Here is a 20,212-nt window from a genome sequence, read left to right on the forward strand (position 1 = left end):
GGACATGTATTCGCTGGTTTTTGTTTATCTAAAAAGCTAAACAAAAACCTTGTCCGAAGAAACCTATCAGTACATTACTTTAATCTCTTTTAAGGGGTCACTTTCGTCTGGCAAGAGGGGTCACTTTGCTTTGGCGAACGTGGTCACTTTCAACTGGCAAAGGGGGCCTTTTTGAGTGGGCCAAAAGGGGTCATTTTGGTGTGTTTTATCCACCGTATGCACGTATGCTGAAAAATGCGTCTGATAAAAAAATAATGCTTAATGCGAGCAAAGACCCGCTTATTGGGTTAAATGCCAGTTTTATTACCATAAAAAAAAGTGTGTTAGATTTGACTTACGTTGGAAATTTTGCGCCGGTAAGACACGAGTCATTCCTTCGGGAAGTTTCTCGTAAAATGCCTGATATTATTTAAAAACCGATAGCTATGCCTGTAAGCCGTTCCAGAAAAAAGAAAACAAAGAAAAAATCCACCGGTGGCCACAGCGACGTGTTTCGTGACGGGCCAATGGAAATCAAACGAAAAGGGAACACCGTTTTGTTGCAAAACCACATGACGGAAGAAGAGCATGGCAGGTATCGTGAGCAGGTGAAAGAGGGACGTCCGCAAGCTTACGAGGATATCAAAGCCTTAATTGCGCAACTAAAGATAAAAATAAATAGTTATGACAAGTTGATTGTGCTCAGTGCCATTAGTGCATTTTGCCTGTTTAAAATGTACACTGATCCCCAAGATGACGGAAAATCGGAGGTAGCGCTAGAATACATGCAAAGTATTGTGCTCTCTGACCAGGAAAATATTAATATCGGAAAGATACCCGGCCCGGAAGTACTGACGTCTATTTATGATGACCTGGTCGAAATTCGTTGGCAATTTAACTGGTATTTTATCAGCGAATCCATTGTCGAAAAATATCCTCCTGTTGAAGCTAAGGTCCGTCATGAAATGATTACTGATGCTTTGTACGTACGAGGTGAAGGTTATTTGACTCACATTAATCAACTCTACGATGAATTATTCAGTCCACATGACACGATTTTGAAAGATAAATTTGGCTTCACAAGCAAGGACATTAAAACTGCGTTTGAGCATTTGGAATTTGCACTGGCCTGTCGAACAATGATGCCCGATGGTATGCCGCATCCCAGACAAATGGCGCTGTATCAAAGTTGGGTTCGCCAACATAAACCGTCCCGTGAAGCTATTTATTCTGGCGAACATTTTAACGACTTTAATCGTGATCACCCTGAAATACTAGTAGATAACAACCGCATCGTCCTTTATCCATTAAACAGAATAGATACCAGTAAAGATCTATTTCGCATCAGGTTCCTTGGAAATGAAACGGAAGAGCGGGTTGTGAAAGCCTTATCATTAAAAATAGGCGATAATACTATTTTTAAAACACCGGAAAAGTTTGCCTATGAGGTGCTGAATGCTTCCAAAATTTATGATCACCCTTTTGTTGAAGATGAAGACGGAAATTATTATCTCTTCAATGTTAACCTGGGCGCGCGAAACCTATTCCGTATTACACAGGAATTGTTAAAAAAAGCTGATCCTGACTATTACAATACAAAATTCGTAGGGAGCAAGGACAGGCACTCAAGAGACACCTATATTGAAAGAAAAGTATGTTTATTACTGGAAAAAATGATGCCGGAGGTGAAATTTTATTCAAATGCAACCTATACTTATTTTGAAAATGAGATCGATTTAAAATGCGCTAAAGCCGCCGATGGCAACTACGAACTGGACGTTTTAGGTATTAGCGACAAGGCCACTTACCTTGTAGAAGTTAAAGCTGGCGAAGTAGGTGACGATGCGAAACGTGGCGCTATAAAAAGCATTAAATCTGATCTTTCCAAAGTCGTCGGCGATGCTATCTGTCAAAGTTATCGCGCCGAACGTTATATCAAAAATACGCCGAATGCAGAATTTGTATCCGTAAATCACGACATTGTACGGCCTATCAGCGATAAAATTATTAAAATATCGGTTAGTTTTTCTTACGCCGGGACCGTGATTTCCGCATTAAGTTTGTTACAGGAATTCGGAGTTATTGACAAAAATTCAGATTTTGCCTGGACTATTAATGTACTCGATCTAATGGTCTTTAGTGAGCTAATCGGCTCAGAGGTCGAATTTTTGGATTATCTGTCTAAACGTTTACCACTATACCATGACGAAAGATTTGTTTCGCTTGATGAAGTGAATATGCTGGGGTTTTATTTCACTAAAGACATGAAAGTGAAGAAGAGCCTGCAATTTGCCAGTTTTCTCCAAATTGATAATCATAAACAAGCCATCGATCAATATTATGACGAGGGCGGGCCAAAGCCTTTTAAAAGAAAATAAAGTCAGGTTTCAACATTTACTGCTGTCAATGAAGGATAACTGAACATTATCGAATAAATATGTCGGCTGTACTCATCCGCTATAGCCTGCCAGGATACCTAAAACCTCACTTTATTCCAAGGAGATATTGAAAATAAAAAACGACCTCGATTTTAGTTTTGGACAAAATTGCCAACAGATAATTCCTGATTTTAGCAATGCAGAAACCTTAAAGTTGAGTGAGCATCGACACGTCTAATTAATCGCTATTAGGCACTTATCATTACCGAGTCCGATCCTAATCCGAGAACTTTATGCCAGTATATATTGCAACAATTAACGTTAATGCTTATTTTTACATAAGTCATTAGGAATCAAACGATATCAAATTATTTGTGAAAACTTCGGGAGTTCTCACGAATCCAAATTTGTAAATTATTGAAAATAAGGATAATACTAAACTCGGTTCGAGTCCCGTCCACCTTGCGTCTTAAATATCAATTCAAATAGATCCTTACAAAGCGCTTGGGCTTGCCTAACTAGAGAATATAAGGCGTGTGTTCACCATCGGCTCTTCTATCCTGCCTGCATATCAAATCACATTTTGCGACCAAAGCCTTTTTTAGGTCCGCTTTTGATGTTATGGACGATATTCTTTTTTAAAATGAGTTCATGTTCGGCAATGGCAGCTTTGATCGACTTTTCGATAACCGACCATTTAAATTCATCCTTGATAACCAGGATTTCAGTTGTAAAATCTATATCTTGGTGATGGAGCAGTGACATACGCACTTGATGAATATTCGTGTTGGGATATTTAGTTGAGTAGGCATCGACGATCTGCTGATAGGGCATTTCTTTCAATAGGTAATGGATATCCACAAAATCCTTTACCCGTGTACCATTGCCTACTATAGCGTTGATCTTCATCGCAGCGATATCTTCTAAACCGAGCATTCGGATACCTTCAGGATCGAGTACTGGATTTACGTGAGGGTAGTTATGCAACAACATATCCAGCCTTACACCATTAATATGACCAGTTAAAAAATTGTTACGTGCATTTAAGATAGTTGCCTGATGATTATCGTTTAAGTGCTTAGCTAATTCCAAACCATTAAAATTCTCGGTCGTAAAAAGATCAATATCTATTGACACCCGGTGCCCAAGCATTAACGAAAGCGCCGTGCCACCCACCAAATAAAATTGTTTTAATTTTTCATCATCCATCAAACGATGGATTAGTTCCAGTGTGCCTGGCGTAACTGTTTCCGTGTGTAGCATTTGAGTTGAGTTTTACTCAACTGAAAATAGGTACAAGCGGCTTCCATGCCGTGGTCGGTTAAATAAGGTATATCTTCTGTTAATGCACTAATTACGCGGTTCCTGCTGTAAAAGTTGATCATCGCTTCCCATTCTGCGGCTAGCCCTCTTTCGATGACACGTTCTATTACCGTCCGATAACTCCGCTGCCAATCCATTTTATCATAGTCAAACTCCCAGAATAAATGTTTCGGCAGGTCGGGTTTAGCGGATCGTTGTTGCACCGGTTTTCTTTCTATGCGGATCTCATCATTTTCAAACGGGATCTTTCTCTTTGACAGGTAATTATTCAGCGTGTTATAGTTATAAGCGGGATGATTTTCACAGAAATTTTTCAGGCTGGAGAATACTTCCAAACTATGCTCAGCCAGTTTTTTCCACTGAACTACCAATACGCGCCGGTTTTGATCTGTCTGTTCCTGCATTATACAAAGATATGTAAAATAACTTTTCAACCAATATTGTACAATATTTGTCAATTGAAGTGTTAAAACAAAAATTCCAATATGATATCCGGTCGTGTGTTTCTTAAMGAAACATGCTGACTACACGCCCCATTTCAATTTGTTCCGGCCCAGTAGCCTCAAAGTTGCTAGTCGTTATAGCCTTATCATATAGCCGTTCTTGAAGCTTCTGCATATCCTCGCTTGTTTTGCTATCTAGCACCTTTGCGTAATGTTGCGTTGTCTTAATACTATTGTGTCCGAGCATTTTTGAAACAGTTTCCATTGGAACTCCATTAGATAAAGTAACTGTAGTTGCAAAAGTGTGCCGGGCCATATGAAAGGTCAACGTTTTGTTGATCCCACACAAGTCGCCAATTTCCTTTAGATAACTGTTCATCCGTTGGTTGGTCAGTACCGGTAAGAGCAGTGACCTGCGTACGCAAACAGGATGGTCTTTGTAATTTTCTATAATTTCCAGTGCCTCTTTCAATAAGGGGATATGTGATGGGGTATCCGTCTTATGTCTTTTGGTAAACACCCATAACATATCGTCGTCGCCTTTAGCTATCTCACCTGGAGTCAATTTCTGCACATCGATATAGGCCAGCCCTGTATAGCAGCTGAAAATAAAAATATCCCGCACGAGATTCAGCCGTTCGACACTTAACGCTTTATTTCGGATAAGGTCCAACTCATGCTTTGTTAAAAAAGTTCTTGGCGAAGGCTTAGCGGTCGATTTATAATGTAAAAAAGGATTGGCGACGATCCATCTGTTGGCAAGGCAAATCAAGATGATCTTTTTTAAGTGTTTGACATATTTGTCAGCTGAAATAGGGATACAATTCCTTTCGGTCCGCAAATAGAAGTCATAGTCTTTTATAAAATTAAAATCGACTTTTCGCAATTCATAGTCCGGTCGTTTAAATTTCCATTCGATAAAWTCACGCGCATGTTTAAAAGAGCTTTTAAAGGTTTTGAGCGTGTTAGCCCCAAAGCCTCTACCAATCAGGGATTCCATTTGTTTATTGTGATCGCTGAAAATCTCCAACAACATTTTAGATTTTTTTCCTTTCCCGTCCAGTTCGTTCCGCAAGGTATCGGCAGTGATCTCTTCTTCACTGTCCAGCAGGCGGGTATGGATACGTTTCAGCTTCGCCAGGATACTATCCAAATGGGCATTTAAACTCCTTGCATCCTCCGTATTTCCACGGGCTTTTCCGCGTTTTTCGTCCCATTTTTCAGGTTCGATTCCCCGTCCGATAGTTGCTTCACTCCTTTTTCCGTCCACGGAAATACGCAAATAGATAGGCTGGCTGCCTGATTCATAGCCTTTTACCTTCTTTAGATAAAAAAGCAGGTTAAAATTTTTCGTCTTCATTTACTCACCAGTTTTGATTAAATAATCGTTACAAACCTACATTTACAGGCCCCAAAAATCAAGATGTTCAAATTTTGAACTGGTTGACAATCAGTTATTTACGACACTTTTGGTGAGTAAATCGGTAAGCGACCAAAAAACGCTCTAAAACTCACCTGAGTAATGAAAAAAGGTGCATAAAATGGTCATTTTACCAAAATCAAAAAGCCTGTAAATGTTTGATTTACAGGCTTTTGATTGTTTTTGAATTAAGCGTATGTGGTCCCGACGAGAATCGAACTCATATCTAGAGTTTAGGAAACTCCTATTCTATCCGTTGAACTACGGGACCTGTTATAGCCGATAAAAGGCAGAACCTTTAATCAGCTTGCAAAGGTGCAAATTATACCTGAAAAATCACATGCCTTATTGGCAAATTTTTATCGGCACGGAAATGCTGCTCCATCTGCACATCTGAAACGGCGAAGCCCTCAACGAAGTTAATCTACATCCGCATATTTGCTACCTAATCACCGCCCCTGTATGGAAATCCTCCACTGGTGCAACAAAGCTTAATTTGCCTTCGCTATTTTCGGCCATCAGGATCATCCCCTGCGATACGATGCCTTTTATTTCACGCGGCTCTAAATTTACGAGGATGCTCACCTTTTGCCCGATGATGTTTTCCGGCTCGTAATATTCAGCAATACCCGATACCACTATGCGCTCATCGATACCTGTGTCAATAGTAAGTTTCAGCAGTTTTTTGGTTTTGGCAACTTTTTCGGCAGCAAGGATGGTTCCGGTGCGGATATCCATGGTAGCAAAACTATCGTAATTGATATTTTCTTTAGCTGGTTGTACAACAACCGCTTTTACCGGCACGGCAGCTTCCTTTTTGTCCTGTAGTTTTTTTAGCTGAAACCCGATAACTTCATCTTCTATCTTTTCAAACAATAACGCAGCAGGATTTAATTGATGACCATTATTAAACACGATCTCCTGGTCGTAAGTAATAACCTCGTTGGGCATATTAAGCATGCCAATGATCTTTTTGGCTGTCGCCGGTAAAAACGCCTGGGCAGCAGTTGCCAGGTGACCGATGATAAGCAAACAGTTATGCAGCGTTTCTTTAGCGCCCTCAGGATCGATTTTAATGGCTTTCCAGGGTTCTTTTTCGGTAAGGTAACGATTACCAAGGCGCGCTATGTCCATTACGGCCTGCAGCGACTGCCGGTAGCGATATGCTTCCAGGTTTTTTTCTATCTCATTATAACAAACACCAATTTCGGTGGCCAGGTATTCGTCGTTAAGTTCAATTTTGCCGGCTGCGCTTTCAATTTTACCATCGTAAAATTTATGCATCAGTATCATTACCCGGTTTACAAAGTTGCCCAATATGGCCACCAGCTCGTTATTGATACGTGCCTGGTAATCTTTCCAGGTAAATTCGCTGTCGCTGGTTTCGGGTAGTATCGATGTTAACACGTAGCGCAACTCGTCCTGCTTACCCGGAAATTCTTCCAGGTATTCGTGTAGCCAAACGGCGTGGTTACGGGACGTGGATAGCTTATCGCCTTCCAGGTTTAAAAATTCGTTGGCAGGTACGTTTTGTGGTAAAATGTATTCGCCATGCGCGTGCAGTATAGATGGGAAAATAATACAGTGAAACACAATATTATCCTTGCCAATAAAATGCAGCAAACACGCATCGTCCTGCTCATCGGCTTGTTTTTTCCAGTATAATTTCCAGTCCTTATCGTTGTCTATTGCCCATTGTTTGGTGGCCGAGATATAGCCTATCGGCGCATCCATCCAAACATATAGTTTTTTGCCTTTAGCTTCTTCCAAAGGCACATCAATACCCCAATCTAAATCGCGGGTCATGGAGCGGGGCTGCAGGCCCGATTTCAGCCATGATTTACATTGGCCAAATACGTTTGTTTTCCACTCGCCTTCTTTGGTATCTATCCATTGCTCCAGCCATGGCTGGTATTTATCCAAAGGCAGGTACCAATGTTTAGTAGGTTTCAATATAGGCGTTTTGCCGCTTAGGGTTGATACCGGGTTAATCAGGTCGGTAGGGTTTAACGATGTGCCGCAACGCTCGCACTGATCGCCATAGGCATTTTCATTGTGGCAGTTTGGGCAGGTGCCTGTGATGTACCTATCTGCTAAAAATTGCTGGTAATCCTCGTCATAATACTGCTCGCTGAATTTTTCGATAAACTCGTCCTTTTCGTAAAGGTTCAGGAAAAACTCCTGCGACAAATCATGATGTATAGGCGACGATGTACGGTGATAAATGTCAAATGCTATCCCAAACTCTTCAAAGCTTTCTTTTATCTGGGTGTGGTACTTATCAATAATAGCCTGGGGGGTAGTGCCTTCTTTTTTTGCCTTAATGGTAATGGCCGCGCCATGCTCGTCAGATCCGCAAACGTATAATACATCCTTTTTTTTGAGCCTCAGGTGCCTTACAAAAATATCGGCAGGCAGGTAAGCACCCGCCAGGTGGCCAATATGGAGTGGCCCATTAGCATAAGGTAATGCTGATGTAACCGTATATCTTTTATATTTGTTGAGTTGTGACATGAATAGAGCGACGTTATAAATAATTTGCAAAGATAGGTTTTTAGTCGGAAAGTCGGGAGAGGAGTCGGAAAGTCCGAAAGTCCGAAAGACGGGAAGACTGAACATTTTTAGTATATATATGGAATCACCTGCCAATCCCGGGCCTTCGCCCGTCCAAACTTCCCGACTTCCCGACTATCCAACTTCCGGACTACCTCCTTACTTAAAAAAAGGCGATAAAATTGCCATTGTATGCCCGGCAAAAAAACTGCCCAATCCAATGACAGATGCGGTTGCCCTGTTACAATCATGGGGATTGGAAGTTGTATTGGGCCAAACCGTAACAGCATCCTACCATCAATTTGCGGGCGATGATGAATTGCGGGCGAAAGATCTGCAACGTTTTATTGATGACGACAGTGTAAAAGCCATTGTAGCCGCGCGCGGCGGTTATGGCACGGTAAGAATGATTGACAAGGTAGATTTTTCCTGTTTTGTTAAAAACCCAAAATGGCTTGTTGGCTTTAGCGATATTACGGTATTGCATACGCATTTGTTTGCCAATTATGGCATGCAAACCATTCACGGGCAAATGCCGGTTAACATTCCCGATGCATCCGCACGGTCGTTAGATACACTGCGAAAGGCGCTATTCGGCGAAGAATTGACTTACGAATTTACATCGCATACCGCCAATCGCGTGGGCGATAGCAGCGGCCTGCTTATCGGTGGCAATTTGTCGTTACTTGTAGCAGTCTCGGGCTCGGTATCTGATATCGACTACACAGGCAAAGTGTTATTCATCGAGGATGTAGGCGAATATCTTTACAGTATCGACCGTATGCTGCGATGCCTGGACAGGGCGTGTAAGCTCAAAAACCTGGCAGGCCTGGTGGTTGGCGGGTTTACCGACATAAAGGACAACGACATTCCCTTTGGCCAAACCGTGCCCGAAATTATTATGGATATTGTACAGCAATATAATTATCCGGTATGTTTTGATTTCCCGGCAGGGCATATACCGGATAACTGCAGCCTCATACTGGGCCGCAATGTAACCCTGAGTGTTGGAGAGCAGCACAGCCTTTTGACATTCATTTAACACCCGGGGATTAAAAACCGAGGCTATTGTAAGTCAACAGTACGAAGTCGTAAGTCTAAAGTTGATTTTTTTCTTTTTTCGCTTAGAACTTAAGACTTTGGGCCAAAGACTATCCGTTAATTTATCATTGACATAACTCTATAGGCAATCACAACTAAAACACCTTTATTCATTATTACATGGCATTATTTAGCAATTTAGGCAATTACAAAAACGTTGGTCTTTTAATTATCCGCGTGGGTTTGGGCATTATGTTTATTTACCACGGCTATCCTAAACTGATGGGAGGCCCTAAGGAATGGACCGAGCTTGGCGGATCAATGAAATACGTTGGCATTCACTTTTTACCCATGGTGTGGGGCCTGCTTGCTGCGGCCACCGAACTGCTGGGCGGGTTCCTGCTGATTATCGGGCTAGCATTCCGCCCGGTATGTATTTTACTGTTTATCAACCTGGTTATTGCTGCGTTAATGCACTTGCGCACCGGCGGCGGACTGGGCGAAGCAGCACACGCTGTCGAAGATGCTATAGTGTTTGCCGGCTTAATATTTATAGGGCCGGGCAAATATAGTGTAGATAAAAAGTAACCCAAATTAGCAAGCGGGCTGCAAATAATGTGTCCCGATTGCTAATTTATTGATTCAAATAATTGCCGAGGGCAGCTAAAAACGCTTCGTTAATGTCGTCGTCTTTGTGATCTGTAAAAAAGGTTTTTACCTTTTCCGCATCTGCAGCAAACACTTGCTTAATCGCTTTGTTTTTTAAGCTGATTTTTTGTGGTGCCGGTATTTTAGCTCCAACTACGTAGTAAGCCGGTTCATCAATATACTCATCATATTTGTTGCCGCTTGATGATATGCCGTCGTTTTTATAATCTGCCTTGATGAACTTAGTTTTGGTAAGCTTGTATATCTTATACTTGCTCCCGATTGCCAATACTTCGCAATAATGTGTGGCATCAATTACCGGCACGTATTCAAAGGCCATAGCCTTATCGGCCTTATTGTAAACTACAAAGTTTTTTACATGTTCTTTATCAACAGCAATGGCGGTTTGTTTATCCTGGCTCAATAGCAATGCGCCGCCTATTTTATCATAGTTAAATGTATAATTCTCGCTGTTTACTGCATTACCTTTGGCGTCGGTAACGTAACCTTTAACCCAGGTGTCAAATAAATACCGGCTGCCCTTGGTATCTTCGTTATTAACCAGGTTATAGGCCATCCCTGTACCCGAGGTTATCCCGGTTGATGAAATGCCGTTTGTACCTGTCTGCGCTTTTAAAACACTCCCTGTTATCATAAACAATGCAAGCGTTGCTATATATGTTATTTTCATTTTAAACCGGTAAAATTTTCACTTAAGTTACAATAAAAAAGACCGTTAGATTTTATGCTAACGGCCTTTTTTTGAATATAGTCTTATCTTCTTTCTTAATTCAATGAATCAGCAAGGTTGCTCAGGAAGATGTCGTTAATATCATCATCAGCGTGATCGTTAAAATACGCCTTTACTTTATCCGCATCGGCAGCAAAAACCTGCTTAATAGCCTTTGCTTTTAACGAGATTTTTTGCAAAGCCGCGGTTTTAACATTAAGCACATAATAAGTTGGCTCGTCAACGTATTCGTCATAATGGTTTCCGGTTGATGTCATACCATCGGTTTTAAAATCCGACTTTACGAATGTTGTTTTGGTAAACTTATAAACTTTGTATTTGCTACCGTCTGATAATACCTGGCTGTAATGTGTTGGATTTATCGCAGCAACCAATTGGTATGTTTCAGGCTGATCGAGTTTATTATAAATCGTAAAGCTTTTTATCTGGTCGCGGTTTACATCAACAGCGGCGCGCTTATCTTGCGTTAATAACAATGATCCATTTATTTTATCATAGTTGTAAGCAAAATTATCGTTCTTAACTGTCGCTCCGGTGTTATCAACCACATAGCCTTTAGCCCAGCCATCGCCAACTAAATAACGGGTACCTTTGGTATCTTCCTTATGGCTTACATTAAATAAACTTCCGCTCGCGCCCGATACGTTAAAAAAGGTTGTACCCTGGTTTTTATTTTCCAAAGCAGCGCCTGCCGCCGGTTTATTAGGATCTTCAGGTGTCAGTTCCTTAGCAGCAGATTTACCGTGCTTAAGCACAACCACCAGGTTGTCCTTTGCATTTACCTTTTCATCACGATAACCCCTGGCACTTACTATCAAAGCAGTATTGCCCGTTAACGGCAAGGTAAAAAAGCCGGTTGAATCGGTATAGGTTGCCGTTTTTGTATTTGCTTCCTGTACCAGGGCCGAAGCAACAGCTTGCCCATTCTCATTTTTAACTGTACCCGAAGCGGTTGTTTGCGCCATTGCAAAATGAGTAGCTGCAACACATAATAAGGTAGGTAAGATTTGTTTTTTCATTTCAATTATAATAAGTATTAAAGTTAACTATAAATATAAACAGATTCAAAATCAAACATTTATTTATTTTTATATAATATCTGCATACCGAAAATTTGCATCCGTTTGTTAAACCCATAAACAATTACAACAATACATTGATTGTTAATCAGATAACGCAATTATCCTTTTGTTTGATACAACAGCGTTTAATTAAATTTTATGATGATAACAACACTGGCCTGTTACAACGCTTGTTTATCAATTTTATTTAAAAACATAAGAAAAATGGCCGGTTCAAATGAATGAACCGGCCATTAAATACTATTGTGTTATTCTTTTAACAATTACTTGGTGTACTCGTCAATAATTCCTCTTGAAGCCGTTGTGAAGAAAAATCTGAATAACTTCAATGATTGTGCGTAAGTATATACACCATTTGGATCAAATGGGGTAGTATGATAATTTGCCGGTAAAAAATACGGACCGGTAGCCAATACTACACCACCAGGTGTAAATAAGTCAGCTATATCAGTACCGTAAAATTTAATTACAAATTTCGAATAGGTTGCTGTAGGGCCATTACCAGTTTTAACAAAGGTTACATCGTAACGTGGCGCGGTGTAATAAGACGTTGTTACCGTAAACTCCGTAGGGCTTATCGGGTTAAAAATCGAAGTACCTTTATTAACACGATTGCTTGAAGGGGCACTTGCTGTTGTATCTGCCTGCTCCCACCTGGTGTAAAAGTGATTGTATGTTCCTGCAAAGTCGTTACCAATAAAGTGGTAATACTTAACCGTGAAGTTACCACTTAATGCTATAGATGAGCTAACTATCTTGATAGGTAACATATAGCTTTTTGATGGATCAAGCTGATTTTTGTAAAAAGTTACCGGGATATTGGCTAACCGTGATCCGGCTTTTATAGTTACAGATGTTGCCCCTATTTTGAATGAACCTGTTGGAGGTGCTTCATAAACAATTGCTGTGTTTGCAGCGTTATAGGCTGTAAGCAAAGTATTATCTACCGCTATAGTTACTGTTACATCTTTTGTTGGCGGGTATTGGCCGGTAATGTTTACCTGCAGCGTTTTTACAATGGTATCAGCAGCGTCGGTAATTGCAGCTTCGTTAAAGTAAGGCGCACCACTGTGTACCAGCTCCGTGAAAGCACCGATATTTGAAAAATCCACGTTTGGCTTATCCTTTAAGCAAGATGTAAGCGAGACGGTAAGGACTCCTAATAGTATGATTAATTTTTTCATTTCTTTCGTTTTTTAATTGTTCTTAAATATAAGCACAGCTGCTTATTTCATCCAAAATATTTTAGATGTGAATAAATCTGTACCTGTACCGCCCGATGGCACGTTAGCCGAGTTCAAGGTAGTTTCATTAATAGTATAAGGGAAACGATAAGGAATGTGTGTTACCGTAACACCTGGATAATGAGAAACCGGAAGGTTGCTTGGGATATTTAATCTTCTCCAGTCGCTATATGACTCTAATGGGTCAACCGAGTTCATTGCAGCCCATTTTTGCGTAATGATGGTGGTTATTTTATCTAACGAAACTGAATAGTTGGTTAAAGCATCTGGCTGACTTGTATAGTCAGCTGCTCCCGATACGCCAAGGAATGCAAAATCAGCCGCTACTGCCGCATTATAAATGGTCCCGGCATTACCTGCAAGATAACCGCGTTGAACAGCTTCGGCTTGTAAAAACAGGCTTTCAAATGCAGTAATAAGCGGTGCCGACTGAGTTGGGCCCTTTTGTTTGCCACCAGATGTAAAACCAGTACCAACAATAGCCGAGATAACAGAGTTTGACTCACCATTACCATTGGTACTGCCGTAATCCCTGCCTTTTACTTTAGCCCTGTTTGTAGCAACTGTACCATCTAATTGGGTAGTATAAGCGATAGCCTCCTGACCTGATGGCGCATAGATTGCATTTATACGTGGATCGTTATTGTCCTGGTAAAATTTCACAGCAAAGCTGTTTGCACGGTAGTAGGTGGTATTTAATCCATTCTGACCGGTTGCGTTGGCAACCAGATCATAATAAAGAGGATTTAACTGTCCGCTTGTTGCATTTGAATAACCAGGATTAACAGACGCATCTACCGTTAAGAAATCGGCAGTTGCCATACCCGATAAAGCAGTTTTAACACCTGCGCTACCTAAACCAGCTTCGGTTTGGCGCATTAAAAGTTTCAATTTTAATGTTTTGGCAAACGCTATCCAGTTTGTCATGTTACCGCCAAATACTACATCGTAGTTGCCCGGATTTATGGCATTGGTTGGTGCAGCTTTTATAATAGTAACCGCCGAATCGCACTTAGCAACCAGGCTTTTGTAAATAGTAGCCGGATCATCATACTTGTATGAGAATGTTGCATTTGTACTAAGTGCCTGAGAATATGGCACGCTGTTGTACAAGTCAACAAGGCGCTGATACATAAAAGCTTCCATTATGGTAGCCATTGCTTTGTAGTATGACTGTGTTGGATCAGTACCGGCATTTTTTAACAACAGGTTGTAATTTGATAAAATGATGTAAGCGTTATCAAAGTTACCGGTATAGTTACTACTGGTTATCTGGTAAATTACGTAAGTGGTGCTTGGTGTAAAACCACCGCTTTGTGTCCAGTAGCCCATCCAGTTATCCAATACGTCGGAGTTACCCCCATGCATTAAAGACGCAGTTGCAGTTAATGACGAGCTTAGCAGATATTGTGACGGTGCAGAAGTTGGCGCGTTAGGGTTAACTTTGTTAACATCAAATGTTCCCTTCTGACATCCTACAATACCCGTTAACAGCAGCGCAGAGAAAAGCAAACCCAGGTTAACTTTTCGCTTAAATATTGTTTTCGTTTTCATTTTTTCTATCAATTTCTTTGTTAAAAAGTTACAGCTAATGTACCGCTGAATATTCTGGTTGGCGGAGCCTGGTTCAGTGTAGTTCTACCAACAGCGTTGCTGGTATCATCGTTAAACTCAGGATCGGTGTATTTGTTGGTCTTAGGACGTATCATGATCAGGTTACGGCCAGAAACTGCAACGTTAACGTTTTTAATAAACTTAACATCGCGTAACCAGGCTTTAGGGAAGTTATAGTTGATAGTAGCTTCGCGCAATTTCCAGGCAGCAGCGCTGGTTACATAATTGGCATCAACACCTAAGTAGGTAGTTGGCCAAAAGTTGTAGTTACCGTCTTGAGTAAGGATGTTGGTATTATCAACATAATTTCCCTGTGCGTTTTTATAAACCGAGTTGGGGAATACAAAACGCTGACGACCGGCAAGGGTTGAGGTGATACTGTTACCAGCGTGATCAAGTGTGTTAGAAATCTGGTTAAAGATTTTGTAACCACCTCTATAATCAACTGTTAAATTCAGCGTGAAGCCCTTGTAGCTTACTGAAGATGTAAAACCTAATATGTCGGTTGGGTTTACGTTACCTAAGGCAGATGTAGCAGATGCTCTTACCGGCAAACCAGTGTTGGCATCAACAATTACTTTACCAGATGCAGGATCCCTTGACCAGTCATATCCCTTTAATTGCGCATATGGCAGGTTCAGGATAGCAAAGGTGTTACCGCCAATACCTAATTCTTTCAGGCTTGCTGCAATGCTGTTAACTTTACTTTGTTGTTTGGTATAGTTAATGCCCACGTTCCAGCTCACCGCTTGCGATTTGATAACTGTACCGTGTAAATCTAACTCCAAACCTTTGTTCTGTGTGTTAGCCGCATTCAATATAGCCGAGGTAAAGCCCGAAGCACGTGAAATCTGTGCCGGCACGATACCGTCTGTAGTTACCGCTTTGTAAGCCGATGCAGTTAATGTTAACCTATCTTTAAAGAAGCCCAAATCTAAACCAATTTCGTTTTCAGTAACTTTTTCCGGTTTAATGTCGGGGTTGGCAATGGTGCCGTTAAGTGCGTAACCAGATATACCTGATGCACTGTAAGGGAAGTTTGCAGCGGCACCTACAGTAGGGATAGTTTGATAAGCACCGTAAGCAATGTACTGAGAGCCACCAGCCAGCGGAGATGCGTTACCTGTTAATGAATGGGCAAAACGTAGTTTTACAAAGTTAATGTAATCATTTTCGGCTATACTTTTGAAAATTTCGCTCAATACGATGGTACCGTCGATACCATAATAAGGGATGTATTTATTTTTTTCAGATAACCTTGAATCTAAATCTGTACGGTACGAGCCATGGATAAATGCATAGCTTTTGTAACCGATGGTTGCCGTGCCAAAGTAACCTAACTTACGAGCCTGGAACTGTGCCTGGCCAATGCCTGGGGCACCTGTAAAGTTAGATACATTGTATGGCGTGAAGTTCAAAGATGTTTGGCCAATGTTGGTATAGGTAATTTTGTTGTCCTGATAAGCAACACCTAAAGTACCATCGATCTTGAAATCACTTGGAAGCTTAAAGTTAAAGTTGGCTAAGAAATCTGAACTGAACAACAGGTTGGTAAAGTTACCGGTGCCATATGAAGGAAGCAAATTGTTGGCCGAAGCTTTTGTGCCGGCTCCATCATCAGGAACCACATCAAGTTTACCATCGCCATTGGTATCCGGGTAAACCATAGTGTTTGCGCTTTTTGTGAAGGCGCTGTAAGTACGGCCCGAATCTTTGTTCTCATATCTGCTGGTGGTGTTATCCAGAGCAGTACGGTATGATAAGCTTAAAAACTTAGCTACTTTTAAATTTGCTTGTAAGTTACCTTGAATGTGGTTTTCAACATTCAAAAATCTTACTTCGTTTATAATTTGACCAGGGCTTATGTAGTAATCATTATAATATTGATCGATACCACCGTACTTGCTATTAGGATCCTTTAAATCAACAATCGGAATGTTTACAGGCGACTCGATCAAGTCATTGTAAACGGCACCGGTGCTGGTTTGATTGGTAGTTTTGTAAGTGTAAGCCATAGAGTACGAAGTTGAAAAAGCTCCATATTTCCTGTCGCCACCTACGCGGAATATATCACGGCGGCCTTCATCTTTAGGCACGATAGCCTTGCTCTTCAAATCCTGGCCCGACATGAAGAAACTTCCGTTCTCATCACCAGAGTTAAAGCTAAAGTTGTGCTGGGTAGTGATACCGGTGTCAAAGAAATCTTTTTTCTGGTTTTTAACTGCAGCATATGGAACCAGTTCTGAAGAACCATCAGCCAATGGGCGACCGATAGGAGCTAACTGACCGTTAAACTCCGGGCCGTAGCTCTGATTCTCATAAGGGTAGTAGTAGTAGTTACCCTTTCCATCTCCAAATTTAGTAAAGTCAAATACTTCGCCCTCACCACCGTTTGCACCAAAACGGGATTGGTATTCTGGGATGTAAGAAACCTTTTCAATCTGATAGGTTGACGATACAGTTAACGAAGAAGTGCCTTTTGTACCATGTTTGGTAGTAATTACGATTACACCGTTTGATGCATCAGAACCGTAAACCGCAGATGCACTTGAACCTTTCAGGGTGTTAATGTCAAGGATATCTTCAGGGTTAAGCGTGCTGATATCGCTATAGAAGATAGCTCCGTCAACAACATACAAAGGTTGGTTGTTACCAAGTAACGACCTGTTACCACGTAATGTAACACGTGTAGGGGCAAACAAACCGTTGTTGGTAGTAGTAACCTGCAAACCGGATACTTTACCGGTTAAACCGTTAACAACACTGATTGGTTTTGCCTGGGTAATTTCTTTACCAGAAACTTTAGCAGTAGAGTAACCTACTGAAATAGCTTGCCTTTGGATACCCAGCGCAGTAACTACAACCTCATTCAACTGGCTGTTTGCACTTGCAAGCACAACATCAACCGTGTTTTTTGTTCCAACTGCCACATCCTGGGCATTGTAACCAATAAATGAGAAGGTAAGTACAGCGCCCGGAGACACGCTAAGAGAGAATTTACCGGAAGCATTGGTTTGGGTTCCGCTCGAGGTTCCCTTTACCTTTACTGATACCCCCGGAATCGGAAGGCCATCGCCTTTGTCCGTAACCGTACCCGTTACTGTACGGTTTTGCGCATAAACCTGTGTTAGGCATAACAACAGAAAGCACAAACTTGCTAGTAGAAGTTTTTTCATTTTGTTAATAATAAGATCAGTTAATAGTTAATTAATGTTAAAAGTAATGTTACGTTATCAAAAAGTCAAGTAAAATCTTTAAAAAGATGACTTTTTTTTAAAAAAAGCATCTTTTATAATAAATATTAATAATTCTAGTACTATGTATTGCATAATACAATCTTAAACATATATCTTTGTATTATGATCGTCGAAAACACACAAACCCAAATGAGGAAGGGCATACTGGAGTACTGCATCCTATCCATCATAGCCAAGGGCGAAACATATGCTTCAGACATAATTGCTGAGCTAAAGAAAGCCCAACTGCTTGTAGTTGAGGGTACTCTGTACCCGTTATTAACCCGTTTAAAAAACAATGGACTGCTCACCTACAACTGGGTCGAGTCGATTTCAGGGCCACCACGAAAGTATTATGTACTATCAGACGAGGGCAGGAATGTGCTGGAACAGCTGGATAAAACCTGGCAGGAATTAGTTTACGCTGTGCAAACGGCCATTGGAGACAGAAAATAAAAAAACCTGAAATTATTACCCATCATGAACAAAACTATCATCATCAACATAAATGGCATCGTTTTTCACATCGAAGAGGATGCATATGACGTACTTAAACTTTACATGACAGATGTAAAACGTCATTTTTCTACCTCGGCCGACAGCCTGGAGATAACAACCGACATTGAAAACCGTATTGCCGAGATGTTTAACGAAATTTTAGCAAGCCAAAGCAAACAGGTTATTGTGGAGCAGGACGTAAAACTTGTAATTGAGCAAATGGGCTCGGTTGAGGATTTTGAATCGGCCGAAAGCGATGCAAAAGCGCCCGGAAACAATCCTTACACTTATAACACCGAACGCCGCAGGCTATTTCGCGATCCGGACGATCACCTGGTGAGCGGCGTTGCAGCAGGCATTGCCAATTACTTTGATATCCCGGCTGTTTGGATCAGGCTGGCCTTTGTTATTTTCCTTTGTGTGGCAGGCAGCGGTTTCTTTTTATACGTTATATTGTGGATGGTGATACCCAAAGCCGTTAGCCGTGCCGACAGGATGGCGATGAAAGGCGAGAAACAAGACCTGAAAGGTTTTAAAAAGAGCTTCGAGGACGAACTGAGCTCCGTTAAAGAAAACCTGCACAACTTTCAGCATGAAGCCAGGCCTTTTGTTTACAAAACCCGTGATTTCATCGGCGATTTTTTTGACCACCTTGGTGTGTTTTTAAGAGGCGCCGGTAGCCTGCTTGGTAAAATAATAGCCGGCGGCATATTATTAGGCTGTTTTGGCCTCGCTATTGCGCTTATTGTGATTGTTATTATGTTTTTAGCGTTCGGCAAAACAGATATCTATCATATATTTCCGTTCAATATAGTTAACCATAATACAAACCTTGTGTTTATAGCAGGAGGCTTTTTATTACTGGCTATCCCTTTAACCGCCATCATTCTACTCATTATTGGCTTTCTGTTTCGCAACGCATCATTCAACCGCTCAGTTGGCACAACGTTATTATGTGTATGGCTGGCCGCGCTTGGTGCGGTAGTATACTATGGCGTAAGGGCCTCTGTTGATTTTAGGGAGGGCGCCAGGCTAAACACTACCGTTAACATTAAAGCCCCGGCAAACAATACCTATTACCTGCAGCTTAACGATGCCAAATACCTGAGCAACGAGGATAGTACCCGCCTGCGCATAAAAGAACGTTTTAACGGAATGGTAATTTTAGACGACGACTTTAACGGCAACGACGAGATGGACGGCCCAAGCCGGGTAAGCATTGATATCGAAAAAAGTGATGTACAACAACCTGTATTGGTTGAATCGTTTACCGCCCGTGGCCGCGATTATGAGGATGCACTTACCAATACCAAGAACATTACCTACCGTTTTATACAAAAAGATTCGATACTGAAATTTGACCGGCACCTGGAACGCAATGCCGGTACTTTATGGCGCGGCCAGGATTTGCACCTTACCCTAAAGGTACCATTGAATTCAAAACTGATTATTGACCCTAAACTGGATGTTAATATTGGTTTTAACCCTTATGACTGCCAGCAAAAAAACAAACCGCTTAACCCGCTGGGCGCAAGGTATATCATGAAAGAAAACGGCATCGACTGCGATATCCCACCCGTACCACAAGCCACTATTGACAGCCTGAGAAGGCAGGCGGTAGCGGATAGCCTTAAAAACCGCGACCAAACAGATACTACAAAAAATGAAGGTCAATGAGCAATTACCGCCGCTTAATGAAAACTATTATAAAATACATAAGCCTGCTATTATTTAGCGGGCTTATTGTTCCTTTTTATTACGTTAAGTTTACCCATAGCCAACCCATTGCTATTAAACTAACTCCCTTAATTTCAGCACAAACCCAACCCTACGGGGGCCAGCCGATAGGCCAGGCTGTTATGCTGGATATTGCTAAAAATTTATTCCCTGTGTTAAAAAGTTTAATTTCTCTGTAACCAATGCACCCTATTGTGCATCTTAATATAAAAAGGCACAATAATTACAGATCAGGCACCCGGCGAAGACGCTTGTCGCCCATCGG

At 41.3% G+C, this 20,212-nt stretch carries 15 protein-coding genes and 1 tRNA gene; 6 read left to right on the forward strand and 10 right to left on the reverse strand.

The genetic code is table 11. The features are described 5' to 3' along the window. Nucleotides 1-425: 425 nt before the first annotated feature. Nucleotides 426-2,357: a hypothetical protein gene (locus AC1DV1_RS23205; RefSeq protein ID WP_477364187.1), complete on the forward strand. Its 1,932-nt coding sequence runs from the start codon at nt 426-428 to the stop codon at nt 2,355-2,357. Between the two features lie 576 nt (nt 2,358-2,933). Here the strand turns inward: AC1DV1_RS23205 and AC1DV1_RS23210 are convergent. The 5 genes from AC1DV1_RS23210 to metG all read right to left on the reverse strand — a co-directional run bounded on the left by AC1DV1_RS23210 (nt 2,934) and on the right by metG (nt 8,057). Continuing rightward, the gene (locus AC1DV1_RS23210) at nt 2,934-3,620 is read right to left on the reverse strand and encodes a nucleotidyl transferase AbiEii/AbiGii toxin family protein (protein WP_477364191.1); all 687 of its coding nucleotides are present in this window, start codon (nt 3,618-3,620) and stop codon (nt 2,934-2,936) included. Next, nucleotides 3,578-4,084 carry a DUF6922 domain-containing protein gene (locus tag AC1DV1_RS23215; RefSeq protein ID WP_477364195.1) on the reverse strand — a complete coding sequence of 169 codons (507 nt, stop codon included), beginning with the start codon at nt 4,082-4,084 and terminating at the stop codon, nt 3,578-3,580. The genes AC1DV1_RS23210 and AC1DV1_RS23215 overlap by 43 nt, the downstream gene beginning before the upstream one ends. Nucleotides 4,085-4,187: 103 nt before the next feature. Further along, the gene (locus AC1DV1_RS23220) at nt 4,188-5,483 is read right to left on the reverse strand and encodes a site-specific integrase (RefSeq protein ID WP_477364198.1); all 1,296 of its coding nucleotides are present in this window, start codon (nt 5,481-5,483) and stop codon (nt 4,188-4,190) included. 259 nt (nt 5,484-5,742) lie between these two features. Next, nucleotides 5,743-5,814: transfer RNA gene (locus tag AC1DV1_RS23225), tRNA-Arg, on the reverse strand. Between the two features lie 170 nt (nt 5,815-5,984). Next, complete coding sequence (gene metG, locus AC1DV1_RS23230; RefSeq protein WP_477364201.1) at nt 5,985-8,057, reverse strand: methionine--tRNA ligase; 2,073 nt, start codon at nt 8,055-8,057, stop codon at nt 5,985-5,987. Between the two features lie 118 nt (nt 8,058-8,175). Here metG and AC1DV1_RS23235 point away from each other — a divergent pair, with 118 nt between their 5' ends. After that, on the forward strand, nt 8,176-9,138 hold the full coding sequence (locus AC1DV1_RS23235; protein ID WP_477364204.1) for a S66 peptidase family protein: 963 nt from the start codon (nt 8,176-8,178) through the stop codon (nt 9,136-9,138). 179 nt (nt 9,139-9,317) lie between these two features. Continuing rightward, a complete protein-coding gene (locus tag AC1DV1_RS23240) occupies nt 9,318-9,725 on the forward strand; it encodes a DoxX family protein (protein ID WP_477364208.1) in 408 nt (135 codons plus the stop codon). 46 nt (nt 9,726-9,771) lie between these two features. Here the strand turns inward: AC1DV1_RS23240 and AC1DV1_RS23245 are convergent, their stop codons facing one another. The 5 genes from AC1DV1_RS23245 to AC1DV1_RS23265 form a co-directional block, all read right to left on the reverse strand. Further along, complete coding sequence (locus AC1DV1_RS23245) at nt 9,772-10,476, reverse strand: hypothetical protein (RefSeq protein WP_477364211.1); 705 nt, start codon at nt 10,474-10,476, stop codon at nt 9,772-9,774. A 95-nt stretch (nt 10,477-10,571) separates the two neighbouring features. Then, complete coding sequence (locus AC1DV1_RS23250; RefSeq protein WP_477364214.1) at nt 10,572-11,555, reverse strand: carboxypeptidase-like regulatory domain-containing protein; 984 nt, start codon at nt 11,553-11,555, stop codon at nt 10,572-10,574. 326 nt (nt 11,556-11,881) lie between these two features. After that, on the reverse strand, nt 11,882-12,802 hold the full coding sequence (locus AC1DV1_RS23255; protein WP_477364217.1) for a DUF1735 domain-containing protein: 921 nt from the start codon (nt 12,800-12,802) through the stop codon (nt 11,882-11,884). A 42-nt stretch (nt 12,803-12,844) separates the two neighbouring features. After that, a complete protein-coding gene (locus AC1DV1_RS23260; protein WP_477364220.1) occupies nt 12,845-14,416 on the reverse strand; it encodes a SusD/RagB family nutrient-binding outer membrane lipoprotein in 1,572 nt (523 codons plus the stop codon). Nucleotides 14,417-14,436: 20 nt separating this feature from the next. Continuing rightward, nucleotides 14,437-17,652 carry a SusC/RagA family TonB-linked outer membrane protein gene (locus tag AC1DV1_RS23265; protein WP_477364223.1) on the reverse strand — a complete coding sequence of 1,072 codons (3,216 nt, stop codon included), beginning with the start codon at nt 17,650-17,652 and terminating at the stop codon, nt 14,437-14,439. Between the two features lie 183 nt (nt 17,653-17,835). On the opposite strand from AC1DV1_RS23265, the gene AC1DV1_RS23270 reads away from it, so the two are divergent. Genes AC1DV1_RS23270 through AC1DV1_RS23280 form a run of 3 tightly spaced genes read left to right on the forward strand, consistent with a single transcriptional unit; the run spans nt 17,836 to nt 20,126 of the window. Next, nucleotides 17,836-18,168 carry a PadR family transcriptional regulator gene (locus tag AC1DV1_RS23270; RefSeq protein ID WP_090639171.1) on the forward strand — a complete coding sequence of 111 codons (333 nt, stop codon included), beginning with the start codon at nt 17,836-17,838 and terminating at the stop codon, nt 18,166-18,168. A gap of 24 nt (nt 18,169-18,192) precedes the next feature. Continuing rightward, on the forward strand, nt 18,193-19,887 hold the full coding sequence (locus AC1DV1_RS23275) for a PspC domain-containing protein (RefSeq protein ID WP_477364226.1): 1,695 nt from the start codon (nt 18,193-18,195) through the stop codon (nt 19,885-19,887). Between the two features lie 17 nt (nt 19,888-19,904). Next, nucleotides 19,905-20,126 (forward strand): hypothetical protein, encoded by a 222-nt coding sequence (locus AC1DV1_RS23280; protein ID WP_477364229.1) that lies wholly within the window; start codon nt 19,905-19,907, stop codon nt 20,124-20,126. Nucleotides 20,127-20,212: the final 86 nt, after the last annotated feature.

Source organism: Mucilaginibacter sp. P4_D1 (assembly GCF_056401935.1).

Coding starts and splice junctions, on each gene's coding strand:
- AC1DV1_RS23205 (WP_477364187.1), top strand. CDS start 426: ATGCCTGTAAGCCGTTCCAGAAAAAAGAAAACAAAGAAAAAATCCACC.
- AC1DV1_RS23210 (WP_477364191.1), bottom strand. CDS start 3,620: ATGCTACACACGGAAACAGTTACGCCAGGCACACTGGAACTAATCCAT.
- AC1DV1_RS23215 (WP_477364195.1), bottom strand. CDS start 4,084: ATGCAGGAACAGACAGATCAAAACCGGCGCGTATTGGTAGTTCAGTGG.
- metG (WP_477364201.1), bottom strand. CDS start 8,057: ATGTCACAACTCAACAAATATAAAAGATATACGGTTACATCAGCATTA.
- AC1DV1_RS23235 (WP_477364204.1), top strand. CDS start 8,176: ATGGAATCACCTGCCAATCCCGGGCCTTCGCCCGTCCAAACTTCCCGA.
- AC1DV1_RS23240 (WP_477364208.1), top strand. CDS start 9,318: ATGGCATTATTTAGCAATTTAGGCAATTACAAAAACGTTGGTCTTTTA.
- AC1DV1_RS23245 (WP_477364211.1), bottom strand. CDS start 10,476: ATGAAAATAACATATATAGCAACGCTTGCATTGTTTATGATAACAGGG.
- AC1DV1_RS23250 (WP_477364214.1), bottom strand. CDS start 11,555: ATGAAAAAACAAATCTTACCTACCTTATTATGTGTTGCAGCTACTCAT.
- AC1DV1_RS23255 (WP_477364217.1), bottom strand. CDS start 12,802: ATGAAAAAATTAATCATACTATTAGGAGTCCTTACCGTCTCGCTTACA.
- AC1DV1_RS23260 (WP_477364220.1), bottom strand. CDS start 14,416: ATGAAAACGAAAACAATATTTAAGCGAAAAGTTAACCTGGGTTTGCTT.
- AC1DV1_RS23265 (WP_477364223.1), bottom strand. CDS start 17,652: ATGAAAAAACTTCTACTAGCAAGTTTGTGCTTTCTGTTGTTATGCCTA.
- AC1DV1_RS23270 (WP_090639171.1), top strand. CDS start 17,836: ATGATCGTCGAAAACACACAAACCCAAATGAGGAAGGGCATACTGGAG.
- AC1DV1_RS23275 (WP_477364226.1), top strand. CDS start 18,193: ATGAACAAAACTATCATCATCAACATAAATGGCATCGTTTTTCACATC.
- AC1DV1_RS23280 (WP_477364229.1), top strand. CDS start 19,905: ATGAAAACTATTATAAAATACATAAGCCTGCTATTATTTAGCGGGCTT.